The organism is Pantoea sp. RSPAM1, assembly GCF_038816185.1.
GTDB classification, from domain to species: domain Bacteria; phylum Pseudomonadota; class Gammaproteobacteria; order Enterobacterales; family Enterobacteriaceae; genus Pantoea; species Pantoea ananatis.
On the sequence record NZ_CP046137.1, the window covers coordinates 2,080,197 to 2,094,616 of the forward strand.

At 50.9% G+C, this 14,420-nt stretch carries 13 protein-coding genes and 1 other annotated feature (1 of these 14 only partly in view); of the genes, 8 read left to right on the forward strand and 5 right to left on the reverse strand.

Annotation, left to right across the window (positions count from 1 at the left end):
- Positions 1-54 (reverse strand) — a sequence feature (Trp leader region) (it extends 51 nt beyond the left edge of the window).
- A gap of 154 nt (positions 55-208) precedes the next feature.
- Together GKC68_RS10255 and GKC68_RS10260 are read left to right on the forward strand one after the other, a co-directional pair.
- A complete protein-coding gene (locus GKC68_RS10255; RefSeq protein WP_047713929.1) occupies positions 209-1,096 on the forward strand; it encodes a PHP domain-containing protein in 888 nt (295 codons plus the stop codon).
- 9 nt (positions 1,097-1,105) lie between these two features.
- Entirely contained in the window at positions 1,106-1,726 is a 621-nt protein-coding gene (locus tag GKC68_RS10260; RefSeq protein ID WP_013025941.1) for an L-threonylcarbamoyladenylate synthase, read from the forward strand.
- 5 nt (positions 1,727-1,731) lie between these two features.
- Here GKC68_RS10260 and GKC68_RS10265 read toward each other — a convergent pair whose 3' ends face one another.
- The gene (locus GKC68_RS10265) at positions 1,732-2,373 is read right to left on the reverse strand and encodes a hypothetical protein (RefSeq protein WP_028722844.1); all 642 of its coding nucleotides are present in this window, start codon (positions 2,371-2,373) and stop codon (positions 1,732-1,734) included.
- Positions 2,374-3,532: 1,159 nt separating this feature from the next.
- On the opposite strand from GKC68_RS10265, the gene rluB reads away from it, so the two are divergent.
- A complete protein-coding gene (gene rluB / locus GKC68_RS10270; RefSeq protein ID WP_014593812.1) occupies positions 3,533-4,417 on the forward strand; it encodes a 23S rRNA pseudouridine(2605) synthase RluB in 885 nt (294 codons plus the stop codon).
- A 92-nt stretch (positions 4,418-4,509) separates the two neighbouring features.
- Here rluB and GKC68_RS10275 read toward each other — a convergent pair whose 3' ends face one another.
- The 3 genes from GKC68_RS10275 to GKC68_RS10285 form a co-directional block, all read right to left on the reverse strand.
- Positions 4,510-5,823, reverse strand: coding sequence for a CitMHS family transporter (locus GKC68_RS10275; RefSeq protein WP_058705684.1), 1,314 nt, complete (start codon positions 5,821-5,823; stop codon positions 4,510-4,512).
- A gap of 525 nt (positions 5,824-6,348) precedes the next feature.
- Positions 6,349-6,939 (reverse strand): cob(I)yrinic acid a,c-diamide adenosyltransferase, encoded by a 591-nt coding sequence (cobO, locus tag GKC68_RS10280; protein ID WP_342656797.1) that lies wholly within the window; start codon positions 6,937-6,939, stop codon positions 6,349-6,351.
- A complete protein-coding gene (locus tag GKC68_RS10285; protein ID WP_028722824.1) occupies positions 6,939-7,700 on the reverse strand; it encodes a YciK family oxidoreductase in 762 nt (253 codons plus the stop codon). The genes cobO and GKC68_RS10285 overlap by 1 nt, the downstream gene beginning before the upstream one ends.
- Before the next feature lie 173 nt (positions 7,701-7,873).
- Between GKC68_RS10285 and sohB the strand changes: the two genes are divergently transcribed.
- Positions 7,874-8,920: a protease SohB gene (gene sohB, locus GKC68_RS10290; protein ID WP_058705685.1), complete on the forward strand. Its 1,047-nt coding sequence runs from the start codon at positions 7,874-7,876 to the stop codon at positions 8,918-8,920.
- 31 nt (positions 8,921-8,951) lie between these two features.
- Here the strand turns inward: sohB and GKC68_RS10295 are convergent, their stop codons facing one another.
- On the reverse strand, positions 8,952-9,200 hold the full coding sequence (locus GKC68_RS10295) for a YciN family protein (RefSeq protein ID WP_014605738.1): 249 nt from the start codon (positions 9,198-9,200) through the stop codon (positions 8,952-8,954).
- A 368-nt stretch (positions 9,201-9,568) separates the two neighbouring features.
- Between GKC68_RS10295 and topA the strand changes: the two genes are divergently transcribed.
- The 4 genes from topA (at position 9,569) to GKC68_RS10315 (ending at position 14,168) form a co-directional block, all read left to right on the forward strand.
- The gene (topA, locus tag GKC68_RS10300) at positions 9,569-12,166 is read left to right on the forward strand and encodes a type I DNA topoisomerase (RefSeq protein WP_342656798.1); all 2,598 of its coding nucleotides are present in this window, start codon (positions 9,569-9,571) and stop codon (positions 12,164-12,166) included.
- Between the two features lie 190 nt (positions 12,167-12,356).
- A complete protein-coding gene (cysB, locus tag GKC68_RS10305) occupies positions 12,357-13,331 on the forward strand; it encodes an HTH-type transcriptional regulator CysB (protein ID WP_014593807.1) in 975 nt (324 codons plus the stop codon).
- 495 nt (positions 13,332-13,826) lie between these two features.
- Positions 13,827-13,985: a YmiA family putative membrane protein gene (locus GKC68_RS10310; protein WP_013025931.1), complete on the forward strand. Its 159-nt coding sequence runs from the start codon at positions 13,827-13,829 to the stop codon at positions 13,983-13,985.
- A 36-nt stretch (positions 13,986-14,021) separates the two neighbouring features.
- Positions 14,022-14,168: a hypothetical protein gene (locus GKC68_RS10315; protein WP_230624147.1), complete on the forward strand. Its 147-nt coding sequence runs from the start codon at positions 14,022-14,024 to the stop codon at positions 14,166-14,168.
- Positions 14,169-14,420 lie beyond the last annotated feature (252 nt).

Here is a 14,420-nt window from a genome sequence, read left to right on the forward strand (position 1 = left end):
AAGGTGTGCACGACAACGTCGCCCGTACTGGGAAACATTGCGCCACCAACCCATCAAAAGCGTAATAACAGTTTTCATGAACAAATACCCGTCTGCGGTGAACTTGTGTACTAGTTAACTGGTTCGTGACAAAAATGTCAATACACTTTTTCAGTGACCGATAAAATCGTTATGATGCTGACCCGAGCAGTAGCCAGCAGGAGTTGTTTTGAGCGATATCGCCCGTTTTCCGCTTTACGATCTTCATAGTCATACACGGGCTTCAGACGGCTTTTTGTCGCCGCAGGCGCTGGTTGAGCGCGCGGTTGACATGCGCGTCGGGGTGCTCGCCATTACCGATCACGACACCGTTGCGGGCGTGACCGAGGCGCAGCAGACCGTACAGGAGCAGCAACTGCCCATTAGCGTTTTAGCCGGTGTTGAAATTTCCACGCTGTGGGAAAACCATGAAATTCATATCGTCGGCCTCAATATTGATATTCAGCATCCGGTCATGACTCAGTTCCTTGCCGGTCAGTATGCGACGCGGCTGGAACGCGCACATCGCATTGCTGAACGGCTTGAAAAGGCCCAGATCCCGGATGCGCTGGCAGGGGCTATGCGTTTGGCTGATGGCGGAATGATTACGCGTGGCCATTTTGCCCGCTACCTGGTTGAGGTGGGAAAGGCCAACAATATGGCCCAGGTATTTAAAAATTATCTGGCACGAGGCAAAACCGGCTACGTCCCGCCCCTATGGTGTACAATTAATCAAGCTATTGATGCTATTCACCATTCTGGCGGATGTGCCGTGCTGGCACATCCGGGACGGTATGGATTATCGGCAAAATGGCTAAAGCGCCTGGTCGCGTTTTTTAGCGCCGCAGAGGGGGATGCTATCGAAGTGGCGCAGTGCCAGCAGGCACCTGATGAGCGTGCGACCTTAGCGCAATATGCCCGAGACAACGGCCTGGCAGCATCGCAAGGTTCTGATTTTCATCAACCCTGCCCGTGGATCGAACTTGGCCGCAAATTGTGGCTGCCCGCGGGGGTTGAACCGGTGTGGGAACGTTTTCCCGCGCTGGCACCCGCAGTCGAATGTACGGAAAGGGGATAAGAGGTTTCTATGAGTCAACTGTTTCATATTCATCCAGATAATCCGCAACCGCGCCTGATTAATCAGGCGGTAGAGTACCTGAATAAAGGTGGCGTTATTGTCTACCCGACGGATTCAGGTTATGCCCTGGGGTGTCGGCTGGAAGAGAAAGGGGCGATGGAGCGAATTTGTCGCATCCGTCAGCTGGATGGCCATCACAACTTCACCCTGATGTGCCGTGATTTATCTGAGCTGTCGGTCTATTCTCAGGTCGGTAATAGCGCCTTCCGGCTGCTTAAAAATAACACCCCGGGTAACTACACCTTTATCCTCAAGGCGACGAAAGAAGTGCCGCGTCGTCTGATGAATGATAAGCGTAAAACGATTGGATTACGCGTACCTTCAAATCCGGTCGCGCTCGCGCTGCTTGAGGCGCTCAACGAGCCAATGATGTCCACCTCGTTAATTCTGCCGGGTAATGACTTTACGGAATCCGATCCGGAAGATATTCAACACAGCATTGGCAAACTGGTCGATTTAATTATTGACGGTGGCACGCTAGGACAGCAGCCCACCACCGTCATCGATCTGACCAGCGATGCACCTGAAGTCGTCCGTGAAGGTGTGGGGGATGTTACGCCTTTTCTGTAATACACTCAGGTTTTACGGGTGGCCGGAAGGGTCGCCTGTAACCAGTTTTTAAACTGGCCGTAAGGGATATACAGTGACACGTCTTTTAATATCACTTTTCCACTGCGGCCATTTTTAATGGCATCTGAATAACCTACGATAACCCCGCCCAGCGTATCATCACTGTTGTAAACACCGCCACCGGACATGCCCTGAACCACACCGGCGTTAGACGCCATCGCGATACAAGGGCTCTTATTCCAGGTATTACGAATGGCTGTGCGCGCCAGGTTGACCCCTTTCGACTCCACCGGCATGGCGGAGATATAGCTGTATCCGTACATTTTCACTGCATCACCAATATCGGTGCTGCGGAACTGGGTCAGCGTATCAGGGGGATTCTTGTGATAAATAATCGCAAGGTCGCAATAAGGGTGGTAGGCCTTCACGCGCTGCACGGCAAATTTAGCCACGTGCGCGGCAGTCAGGCTGTAGTCAGGCGTCAACGGAATGCTGGTGCCCAGCGTCCCTAAACCGAGAATGGTAGGGATGCCTGTCACACTCATATCCACGTGTTGCATTGCTGTACGGCTGTACTCAGTGTGACCCACAGAACAACCGCTTAGCGCCAGTGTCATCAGCGCCATGCTTAAAAACTGTTTTTGCATATTGATGTCTTCAGGTGAGCATGTCAGTAAAATCCCTGGTGAAGATTCAAGACATGCAAATTAAAGCTCATCGTGAGCCATATTAACGCACGATTCCTGATGCGCCGGTTTATAAATATTCAATAACAACCAGTTAGCTGTCTTTTCACACTGCCACGATAAAGATATCGAAGCCTGTAAAGTTCGTAGAATAAGACTGCCAAAAAGGTCGTATAAGGGTTATCGGCTGAAATTCGTAATAGCCCAATTTTTTAATTAACTTTTTCTTTATTGACAATGCGATTACATGAGCAGCAGGCCAACCCAAACAGGTCAGCACTAAGCTATTATCGGACAATAATTAAAATTGTACAGTTTTTTTTATTTATGTATAACTTTTTTGTGCAGATGCTGTTGTATTACAAGTTAAAAAACGTAACTGCCCGGCACGAAAGGTTGGATCTTGCGCATACCTGTACAGGCTAAATGGCCACACCTTTATTTGAGTTAAGTGAGGTTTTGCCCGTTTTTTATTTAACCCAAATTAAATGTGGGCGCTAAATTATCTTCCTCATAGACCCTTTGTTGTCGCCCTGGAAGCCGTTAGCGAATTGCTTGAATTTTTGACGGTAAATTTATAGTACAGAAATCTTTAAATACAAATCTGTTTCAAAAACATTTTTAAAAAAAAGGACGCGTGAAGTTTTATAGTCGCTCACCTGAAAAATATTAGATAAAATTAAGTAACAGAACGTTACATTTTGCCTTGGGCACAATTAAATCCCTGCCGGGAACCTGTTACAGAAAAGCGCGCGGACAGCCGTGAATCCAGACGACACGATGTTAAGGATTTTAGGCGGTACCTTTCTGATAAAAAGGCAGACAAGAGGTGGCGGGAGCCCGGCTTCAACGACGACATTTTGATTATTATAATGAAGGGCAGGCTTCGCATTCTTTGCCTTTAGCCGCGTTGATGCGTAACAGACGAGCGGGTGGTTTCATCTGTTTTCGTGCTGATTTTTATTTACCTACGGCGCGCATCAGGACAATGCCATAATACGGGTTACATTAAGAGGGACATCCTGTATAATGGGGCCAACAGGAAAATATAAACCATTGATTTTTAAGGTTAAATTCCTAATCCATCCGACGCCTGGGAAGGCGACAATGAGGTAGCTCCATGAGCGAAAAGTTACAAAAAGTCTTAGCGCGTGCCGGTCATGGCTCGCGTCGTGAAATTGAAGCGATGATTGCTGCCGGGCGCGTGAGCGTTGACGGCAAGCTGGCCACCCTCGGCGATCGTATCGAAAACAGCAAAGCCCTGAAGATCCGTATTGACGGTCATCTGGTGTCGATTGCTGAATCAGCAACAGAAGTCTGCCGTGTTCTGGCCTATTACAAACCTGAAGGTGAACTTTGTACCCGCAGCGATCCGGAAGGGCGCCCAACAGTCTTTGATCGACTGCCGCGCCTGCGCGGTTCGCGCTGGATTGCCGTAGGTCGCCTTGACGTCAATACCTGTGGATTGATGCTGTTCACAACGGATGGTGAACTGGCTAACCGCCTGATGCACCCCAGCCGTGAAGTTGAACGTGAATATGCGGTGCGCGTGTTTGGTCAGGTTGATGACGACAAAATTCGTCAGCTCAGTAAAGGTGTGCAGCTTGAAGATGGCCCTGCGGCATTCAAAACGCTGCGCTTTGCCGGGGGAGAAGGGATTAACCAGTGGTATAACGTCACCCTGACCGAAGGACGCAACCGGGAGGTTCGTCGTTTGTGGGAAGCGGTGGGCGTTCAGGTGAGTCGACTGATGCGTGTTCGCTATGGCGATATCACGTTGCCAAAAGGGGTACCACGCGGTGGCTGGATGGAGCTTGACCTCCCTGCTGTTAATTACCTGCGCAATATGGTGGGAATGGACGATGAGACCGTCACCAAGCTGGCTGTCGAAAAAGATCGCCGCCGCACCAAAGCCAACCAGATCCGTCGTGCTGTTAAACGCCACAGCCAGACCAGTGGCAGACCTGCGCGTCGTAATCCGGGCAGCAAACGCAACGCGACCTGATATCAGGCTGAGCTGAAGCGCCGTATAAATAAAAAAGCCGCAACCTGATCGTTGCGGCTTTTTGCTGTCAGAGAGAGGTGATCCGAGCCGGTTTAGCGGTGGAACAGTGGAAACGCGCCGGTGATTAATCCCCCGGCCATTAGCACCAGACTGATTAAAATTCCCCACTTAATGGCAAAACGCTGGTGGTCACCAATATCGACTTTCGCCAGACCGACCAGGAGATAAACCGATGGAACCAGCGGGCTGAGCAGGTGGAAAGGCTGACCCACAATCGACGCGCGGGCAATTTCCTCAGCAGAAATCCCATAGCTGGCCGCCGTTTGGGCAATGACCGGCAGGATACCAAAGTAGAAGGCATCGTTGGACATAAAAAAGGTAAAAGGCAGGCTGATTAATGCGGTAAATACCGCGAGATAGGGGCCAAAGCTGTGGGGGATAAACGCCAACAGGCTCTTCGCCATGGCATCCACCATGCCGGTTCCGGAAAGGATGCCGGTAAAAATACCTGCGGCAAAAATCAGGGCTGTGACGGCCAGCACATTACTGGCATGGGAACCAATACGCGCCTTTTGCTCTTCCAGCGTAGGGTAATTCAGCATTACCGCAATCGCGAAGGCCAGCATAAACAGAATCTGGATAGGCATCGCGCCAATAACCAATAAAACCAGCAGCACTGTGGTGAGAATAAAGTTTGGCCAGAACATTTTGGGTCGACGATTCGCCGCGCACTCTTCCGCATCGCCCAGGCCCAGCTCAATATTATCCAGATGGTGATCGTTGATGCTCATGACCCCTAGGCGCTTACGTTCCTGCAGGCCAAACAGAAACGCCAGGCCGACAAGGGCCACGCAGGCGATAAAAATGGCCGGCAGCATGGGAATGAAAATGTCCAGTGCGTCAATGCGCAATGCCGCCGCCGCACGGGCCGTCGGGCCGCCCCAGGGAGAAAGGTTCATGATACCGCTTGCAAGGTTAACCAGACAGGTCATTGCCAGCACGTTCATACCCAGCTTGCGGTAAAGAGGAAGAAACGCGGCAATCGCGATCATATAAGTCGTTGAGCTGTCACCATCCAGTGAGACCAGCAACGTTAACACGGCCGTCCCGACGAGGACCTTGAGCGGATCGCCACGTACGATTTTCAAAATAAACCGCACCAGGGGGTCAAACAGACCCGCATCGATCATCAGGCCGAAGTAGAGGATAGAGAAGGTAAGCATCACGCCCGTTGGCGCCAGCGTTTTCACACCATTGAGCATCATGGCGCCCAGACCCTGGTAAAATCCCCCTATCAGGGCGAAGAGTGTGGGAATAAGAATTAGCGCTATCAGCGCTGACATGCGTTTGGTCATGATTAAATACATGAAACAAACAACCATCGTAAAACCCAGTATGGTCAGCAAAATAACAGCCCTCTTATTGGCAAAAAGTTATTCAATTGTGAGTAAGCAAGGTAATAATTTATGGAATTACTTAGCGTGTTAATAGTTAACCCGTTGTTTTGATTAACCATGCACATAGAGATGATATTAAAGCTAAATTATTTTTATCATTTCTTTAACATAAAAGGGTGATCCCGATCGGCTTCCGGCCCGGCTGGCCCGGCACAATGTGACTGTGATCAATGAATACTGGCGCGGGAAAGGGTTAATTTCAGGCATCATTAACTGGAAAGGGCGCATAAAACCTAAGCGAAAAAATGACATTGATCGCCAGATGAATGGGGTACCGTAAGCAGCCTGCCTAAATTGCCCCGACAACCTCAACGCGCCACTGGAAGGGCGCGTGGTGGGTCATCTCGCGTTTGAGCAAGGGATGGGGATGACAGCTAGAGCAATGTGATAACAGATTGATAATTTGATTAAGACAAAAAAGAGGCGGGTCAGACGAATTTACGCCTGACCTTTAGGGCATTCTGTTAATTAACGCTACCAGTCTATGCCCTGTTGGGCCTGAATACCGGCGTCAAAAGCGTGCCTGACGGGGCGCATTTCCGTTACCGTATCGGCCAAATCCAGCAGCGTGCGATGGCAGCCCCGCCCAGTCACGACCACGCTCTGATGCACCGGTCGCTGTTTCAGGGCCGTTACCACCGCCTCAAGCGGAAGATAATCCATGCTGACCATATAGGTGATTTCATCAAGTATCACCAGGTCCAGCTGGGGATCGGCCAGCATGCGCTGAGCATGTTGCCACACGGCAAGGCAGGCATCGGTATCGGTCTGGCGATTCTGCGTTTCCCAGGTGAAGCCGGTAGCCATCACCTGAAACTCCACGCCGTGCTGTTCCAGCAGATTGCGCTCGCCGTTTGGCCACTCGCCTTTGATAAACTGAATGGCTGCGGCGCGCTTACCATGCCCGCAGGCGCGGAGCGCGGTGCCAAACGCCGCCGTCGTCTTACCTTTGCCATTGCCGGTAAACACCATCAGGATGCCCCTGACTTCATTTGCTGCGGCAATGCGGGCATCGACATGTTCTTTCAAACGCTGCTGTCGCTGTTGGTGACGTTCATCCGTCATTACTCGGCCGCTCCGGGTTTTCTGCCCGGCTGAGCATCAAAGCTGATACCGGTTTTGCGACGACTGTCGTCGCCCATCAAATACAGGTAGAGCGGCATGATATCGGCGGGGGTTTTAAGTTTGCTGGCATCTTCCTGCGGGAACGCACTGGCACGCATTTTAGTCCGCGTACCGCCGGGATTAATACAGTTGACCCGCAACGTATGATTTTTATACTCATCTGCCAGCACCTGCATCATGCCTTCGGTGGCAAATTTTGATACCGCATAGGCTCCCCAGCCCGCCCGGCCGGTGCGGCCTACGCTGGACGTGGTGAAGACCAGCGAGCCGCTTTCTGATTTTAACAACAGCGGCAGCAGGGCCTGGGTGAGGAAGAAGGTTGCATCAACGTTAATCTTCATCACCTGTTGCCACACCAGGGGATCAAGCTCGGCCAGCGGCGTGATGTCACCCAGAATACTGGCGTTATGTAAGACGCCATCCAGGTGTGAAAACCGCTGTGCCAGTTGTTCGGCCAGCTGGTGGCAGTGCGCTGGCGTGGCCTCAGACAGATCAAAGACTACCGAGTGTGCCGGACATTTGTTTAACTGATTAATCGCCTCTTCTGTCTGCTGCAGCTTTTCGGCGCTGCGCCCCAGTAAGATGACTTCCGCACCAAAGCGGGCATAGGTTAACGCGGCTTCCCGTCCAATGCCGTCAGAGGCACCGGTCACGAGAATCAGGCGATTCGCAAGTAAATCATTTTTGGGTTGGTAGTGCATGTTAGGAGCCTCCGGCAACGTGAGGGTTTCACGCTTTATGCCTCAATTCTGGGCATGACGCAATTAGCAACAGGTACATTCTGTGCCAGGTGCTGGCATTTCAGGCGACGAGTCAAAATAAACCAGTTAAACTAACACTTTGTCAGTAATCCTCTGTTTAATAAGGCGACACGATGGAACTTCTTTTGAATTATGGACTGTTTTTAGCAAAAGCGGTGACGGTGGTGATTGCCATTGCAGCGATCGTCATGATCGTTGTAAACGCCGCACAGCGCAAACGTCACCAGGGCGGGCAACTCCGTTTAACCCACCTCGGTGATGACTACAGCAAAATGAAAGAGGATCTGCAGCTTGAGAAAATGAAACCTCAGGCACAAAAGCTGTGGTTAAAAAATAATAAGAAAGCCGAGAAACAAAAGGCGAAAGCAGAGAAACGCGCAGTGAAGCAGGGCAGTCTGGCGCCCGCCAGGCCCACGCTTTATGTGCTCGATTTTAACGGCAGCATAGATGCCAGTGAAGTGAAATCATTGCGTAAAGAAGTCTCTGCCATACTGGCAGTGGCACAGCCCGGTGACGAAGTCCTGCTGCGGTTGGAAAGCCCGGGTGGCATGGTGCACGGCTATGGTCTCGCCGCCTCCCAGTTGCAGCGCCTGCGTGACGCCGGAATAACACTTACGGCTGCCGTTGATAAGGTCGCGGCCAGCGGCGGCTACATGATGGCCTGTGTTGCCAGCCAGATCGTGGCGGCGCCCTTTGCGGTCATAGGTTCAATCGGCGTTGTCGCACAAATTCCAAACTTCAATCGCCTGCTCAAGCGCAACGATATTGATGTTGAACTGCACACGGCGGGCCAGTACAAACGCACCCTGACGCTGTTTGGTGAAAACACGGAAGAAGGGCGTGAGAAATTCCAGCAGGATCTGAATGAAACGCATTTGTTGTTTAAACAGTTCGTTCACGAAATGCGCCCGTCACTGGACATCGACTGTGTCGCCACCGGTGAGCACTGGTACGGACGCCAGGCCCTGACGTTAGGCCTGATCGATCGCATCTCTACCAGTGACGATCTGATTATTCAGCACATGGATAAATTTACCGTGCTGGGCGTGAACTACGTGCGTCGCCGTTCAAGAATCGATCGCCTGACTCATAGTTCAGGACAGGTAGTTGAACGCCTGCTGCTGAAGTGGTGGCAACGCGGTGACAAACCGATGTTATGAGTACAAACCCGGCTTCGGCCGGGTTTTTTTGTTATTGCAGGTGGTAGCGGGGAGACAGCTCAACCGCCAGGTGTTTAAAGAGATTGAAGACCGCGGTAGTTTTTGCCGTTGGCAACCCCTCTTCATCCAAAAAAAGCGGGCCACGGAAGACCAGCACATCACCCTGCTGACTGACCGCTTCCACCGCGACGCCGGCTAAATAATCATCATGTTGCCTGAGCAAAGCATTGGCAATCTCCAGTAGTGCCTGGGGCGAAATACCCTGAGTTGGGTTGTGCATGTGTCGGCTCCTTTTTGACAGTCTGACAATTCTTTCTATATTACTTGCGTATCCCGTCGTTCGACAAACGACGGCAGGGGTAAAAAGGGGCTTTACTCACAACAGATGCTAATTAAGTTGCGTAACAGATTTTATCAGGTACAGTGTGGGCGTTTCAGATTCCAGGGATATTGCACCGGGAAGTGCGATTAAGTCAGGCAGAAAAAGCGATTTTTATCATAAAGTTGCATTGGACTGTAATCACTGACCAGAGATTGAGCCCCTCGTCCTGAAATAAAAAACAGGCGTAGCAATATTGAACCCCGTGGGTTTTTGGGCATCCAATCCTCTCCCGTAGAGCAGGACGTATTCATTAGGTAAAGGTAAATATGGGTAAAGCACTCGTTATTGTTGAGTCCCCGGCAAAGGCCAAAACAATCAATAAATACCTGGGCAGTGGCTACGTGGTGAAATCCAGCGTGGGCCATATCCGGGATCTGCCGACCAGTGGTTCAACCGCCAAAAAAAGTGCTGAAACCTCGACAGATAAAAAAGTCAAAAAAGTAAAGAAGGACGAGAAGGCCGCGCTGGTCAGCCGTATGGGCGTTGATCCCTATCATGGCTGGGAAGCGGACTACCAAATCCTGCCAAATAAAGAGAAGGTGGTCGCTGAACTCAAAGCCTTGGCTGAAAACGCTGACCACATCTATCTCGCAACCGACCTTGACCGCGAAGGGGAAGCCATTGCCTGGCACCTGCGGGAAGTCATCGGCGGCGACGACAAACGCTTTAGCCGCGTGGTGTTTAACGAAATCACCAAAAATGCGATCCGTCAGGCCTTTGATACGCCGGGCGAACTGAATATTGACCGCGTTAATGCGCAACAGGCACGCCGCTTTATGGACCGTGTTGTGGGCTACATGGTTTCGCCGCTGTTGTGGAAAAAAGTCGCGCGGGGATTATCCGCGGGCCGCGTACAGTCGGTTGCCGTGCGGTTAGTGGTTGAGCGCGAGCGCGAGATCAAAGCGTTTGTTCCTGAAGAGTATTGGGAACTCAGCGCTAACCTGACGACGCCGAAGGGCGATGACCTGGCGATGGACGTCACTCACGCGGGTGATAAACCTTTCCGTCCGGTCAATCACGAACAGACCCATGCTGCCCTGGCGCTGCTTGAAAAAGCCCGCTTTGCCGTTACCGATCGTGAAGATAAGCCAACCAGCAGTAAACCCGGGGCGCCATTTATTACGTCTACGCTGCAACAGGCTGCGAGTACCCGCCTGGGCTTTGGCGTCAAAAAAACCATGATGATGGCACAGCGACTTTATGAAGCGGGTCATATCACCTATATGCGTACCGACTCGACCAATCTGAGTCAGGACGCGGTTTCCATGGTACGCGGCTATATCGAAGGGAATTTCGGTAAAAAGTATCTGCCAGACAACGCCAATACCTTTGCCAGCAAAGAGAATTCACAGGAAGCGCATGAAGCGATTCGTCCTTCTGACGTGGGTGTGGTGGCTGAGCAGCTCAAAGATATGGATGCGGATGCACAAAAGCTGTATCAGCTCATCTGGCGTCAGTTCGTTGCCTGCCAGATGACACCTGCTCAGTATGATTCAACCACGCTGACGGTAACCGCGGGGGATTACAAACTTAAGGCCAAAGGGCGCACGCTGCGTTTTGACGGCTGGACCAAGGTCATGCCCGCCCTGCGCAAGAACGATGAAGATCGCACCTTGCCGCCGGTAAACGTGGGTGACGAACTGAGCCTGCAGGCATTGCTGCCAAGCCAGCACTTTACCAAGCCACCGGCTCGCTTCAGCGAAGCCTCGCTGGTGCGCGAACTGGAAAAACGTGGAATTGGCCGGCCCTCGACCTATGCCGCTATCATCTCCACCATTCAGGACCGGGGCTATGTCCGGGTTGAGAATCGCCGTTTTTATGCCGAGAAAATGGGCGAAATCGTTACCGATCGCCTGGAAGAAAATTTCCGCGAACTGATGAATTACGATTTCACCGCGCATATGGAAAGCAGCCTCGACCAGGTTGCCAACAATCAGGCGGAATGGAAAGCGGTACTTGATCGCTTCTTCTCAGACTTTAGCCAGCAGCTGGAACAGGCGGAGAAAGATCCTGAAGAAGGCGGCATGCAGCCAAATCAGATGGTATTGACCACCATTGACTGCCCGGCCTGCGGCCGCAAAATGGGCATTCGCACGGCCAGTACCGGCGTTTTCCTGGGATGTTCAGGTTACGCACTGCCGCCGAAAGAGCGCTGTAAGCAAACCATTAACCTGATACCAGAAAATGAAGTGCTGAATATTCTGGAAGGGGACGATGCTGAAACCAATGCGTTACGCGCACGTCGTCGTTGCCAGAAGTGCGGCACGGCAATGGACAGCTACCTGATTGATAACGGACGCAAACTGCACGTGTGTGGTAACAACCCTGAATGCGATGGCTATGAAATCGAAGAGGGCGAGTTCCGCATCAAGGGGTACGACGGTCCGGTGGTTGAGTGCGAAAAGTGCGGGTCTGAAATGCACCTGAAGATGGGGCGTTTTGGTAAGTACATGGCCTGTACCAATGATGATTGCAAAAATACGCGTAAAATTTTGCGTAATGGCGATGTTGCACCGCCGAAAGAAGATCCGGTGCCGCTGCCAGAACTGCCGTGTGAAAAGTCAGATGCCTACTTTGTGCTGCGCGACGGTGCGGCGGGTGTGTTCCTGGCCGCTAACACCTTTCCAAAATCACGTGAAACCCGTGCACCGCTGGTGGAGGAACTGCAACGTTTCCACGATCGCCTGCCTGAGAAGTTGAAATACCTGGCCGAAGCGCCAGCAACTGATCCGGAAGGCAATAAAACGTTGGTGCGCTTTAGCCGTAAAACGAAACAACAGTACGTTGCCTCTGAAAAAGAGGGTAAAGCGACGGGCTGGTCAGCATTTTACATTGACGGCAAGTGGCAGGAAGCGAAAAAGTAATCCTCAGAGGCCAGCACACGCTGGCCTTTTTTCTCGCCTTATATCAATCCGTTCTACATTGTTTCTTAAAATGCTATAGTGGTTATAGCATTTCCGAACCCTTCTTGCTGCTCAGCACGACTCCACCGGCCGGGGCGACAGTACGTCATCCGGGGATGCGACTCTGTAACCGACCAGGATAAAAACAGACATGAAATTACAGCAGTTGCGCTATATCGTAGAAGTCGTGAACCACAATCTGAATGTCTCTTCGACAGCGGAAGGTCTTTATACCTCGCAGCCCGGCATAAGCAAACAGGTGCGTATGTTAGAAGACGAACTGGGCGTGCAGATTTTTGCCCGCAGCGGTAAACATCTCACCCAGGTGACGCCGGCTGGTGAAGAAATCATTCGTATTGCCCGCGAAGTCCTCTCTAAAGTCGACGCAATCAAGTCTGTCGCCGGTGAACATACCTGGCCAGATAAGGGCTCCCTGTATGTGGCGACCACCCATACTCAGGCTCGCTATGCTCTTCCAGGCGTGATCAAAGGATTTATCGAGCGCTATCCCCGTGTTTCACTGCATATGCATCAGGGCTCCCCGACGCAGATTGCCGAGGCGGTTTCAAAGGGCAATGCGGATTTTGCCATTGCGACGGAAGCGCTGCATCTTTACGACGACCTGATCATGCTGCCGTGCTATCACTGGAACCGCGCCATCGTTGTCACGCCCGATCATCCTCTGGCAGGTAAAGCGCAGGTAACGATTGAGGAGCTGGCCGATTTTCCGCTGGTCACTTATACCTTTGGTTTTACCGGTCGCTCGGAGCTGGATACCGCGTTTATGCGGGCGGGATTGACGCCGCGTATCGTTTTTACCGCGACGGATGCGGACGTTATCAAAACCTATGTCCGACTGGGGTTAGGGGTTGGCGTTATCGCCAGCATGGCCGTCGATCCCGTTGCCGACCCAGACCTGGTCAGAATCGAAGCCTCTGAAATTTTCACCAACAGCACGACCAAGATTGGCTTTCGTCGCAGCACCTTCCTGCGCAGCTACATGTATGACTTTATCCAGCGCTTTGCGCCTCATCTGACACGAGATGTCGTTGATACGGCTGTTGCGCTACGCTCAAACGAAGACATTGAGGCCATGTTTAAGGATATTAAACTGCCGTTTAAGTAACAGAGATGTGCAATCCATTAGTCTCAGGCTGCCATGCGCAGCCTTTTTTTTGTTTGAATGTTAGCGCCATGCTTAGGTTGATAAGTTTTATTATTTTTTTGTTAATGATGCGTCGATCACATGTTTAATGTTTGCTGTATCTTAAATGCGAAACACAACACATTTTTGACGCGATATCTTTGCGGGCTGCCAGGATTATTCCCATACTCCAGTTAAGCCTTGATGGAGAAGCGTTAATTATGGGGTGATTAAAAGGTGGGTTGAGTAATGACTGGATCTAAAGTTAAATTAACTCAAATTTTTGTCACTGCCGTTTACGTATATTTGGAATAAGTCATTAATCATCACTTAAGTAATTTTTACCATTTTGATAAATTGCGTTAATCGTTTTGTGCAATAAAAATTACTGGATTTTTGGCCTTAACGGGTTTAGGATTCGTCCTAAATCTTAATCGATGTTATCAATCGTTTTGTTGAGAGTGATTATCAAAAACTATGACTACGAGACTGACTGTAGACCCGGGTTTCCCGGCTAAAAGTACCAAGGTTAAGCGCTCCGGTAACACTCGTCGCAACGCCTGGTTAACTGTATTTGCTGCCTCAGCGCTGTTTTGGGTTGTAGTAGCGTTAATGATTTGGCGCATCTGGGGTTAAGCCATGTGGGCAAACGCACTCTGCCATAAGCACACAATGACTACTCGTCAGCATCGCCTCTCTGGCTATAAAGCCAAAGAGCCGGTTGTAAAGGCGGAAAAAGTGTCTATCCCGGAAAGCTGGGATCTTAACGAACATCAACGCAATTTCATCGAGTCTTTTCTGGACCCGAAAGTAAAATAACTCATTATCGTTCTTTTCTTTTCGACACGTCTTCTGTCATTCGGCTGCTTTAAAAAAGCCTTTCACACGTAGCATAAAAGATGTCATCCGTTTAAACGGTTGGTAGTGCGGCTTTCTATTGCCCATTCGGCGCAGGAGTGATCTTATGAATATGATTAAAATGACCTGGTTCAGTGCCTATGCTTTCTCTTTTAGCGTGTGGATGGCAGCACTTTGGGCAGCCTTGTAATATAACGTTTCCTGTTAATAAAT

Bases quoted from the DNA above. Each gene is read 5' to 3' on its own strand.
- GKC68_RS10285 (WP_028722824.1), bottom strand. From the start codon at position 7,700: ATGCACTACCAACCCAAAAATGATTTACTTGCGAATCGCCTGATTCTC.
- cobO (WP_342656797.1), bottom strand. From the start codon at position 6,939: ATGACGGATGAACGTCACCAACAGCGACAGCAGCGTTTGAAAGAACAT.
- rluB (WP_014593812.1), top strand. From the start codon at position 3,533: ATGAGCGAAAAGTTACAAAAAGTCTTAGCGCGTGCCGGTCATGGCTCG.
- GKC68_RS10265 (WP_028722844.1), bottom strand. From the start codon at position 2,373: ATGCAAAAACAGTTTTTAAGCATGGCGCTGATGACACTGGCGCTAAGC.
- sohB (WP_058705685.1), top strand. From the start codon at position 7,874: ATGGAACTTCTTTTGAATTATGGACTGTTTTTAGCAAAAGCGGTGACG.
- GKC68_RS10315 (WP_230624147.1), top strand. From the start codon at position 14,022: ATGACTACTCGTCAGCATCGCCTCTCTGGCTATAAAGCCAAAGAGCCG.
- GKC68_RS10310 (WP_013025931.1), top strand. From the start codon at position 13,827: ATGACTACGAGACTGACTGTAGACCCGGGTTTCCCGGCTAAAAGTACC.
- cysB (WP_014593807.1), top strand. From the start codon at position 12,357: ATGAAATTACAGCAGTTGCGCTATATCGTAGAAGTCGTGAACCACAAT.
- topA (WP_342656798.1), top strand. From the start codon at position 9,569: ATGGGTAAAGCACTCGTTATTGTTGAGTCCCCGGCAAAGGCCAAAACA.
- GKC68_RS10295 (WP_014605738.1), bottom strand. From the start codon at position 9,200: ATGCACAACCCAACTCAGGGTATTTCGCCCCAGGCACTACTGGAGATT.
- GKC68_RS10260 (WP_013025941.1), top strand. From the start codon at position 1,106: ATGAGTCAACTGTTTCATATTCATCCAGATAATCCGCAACCGCGCCTG.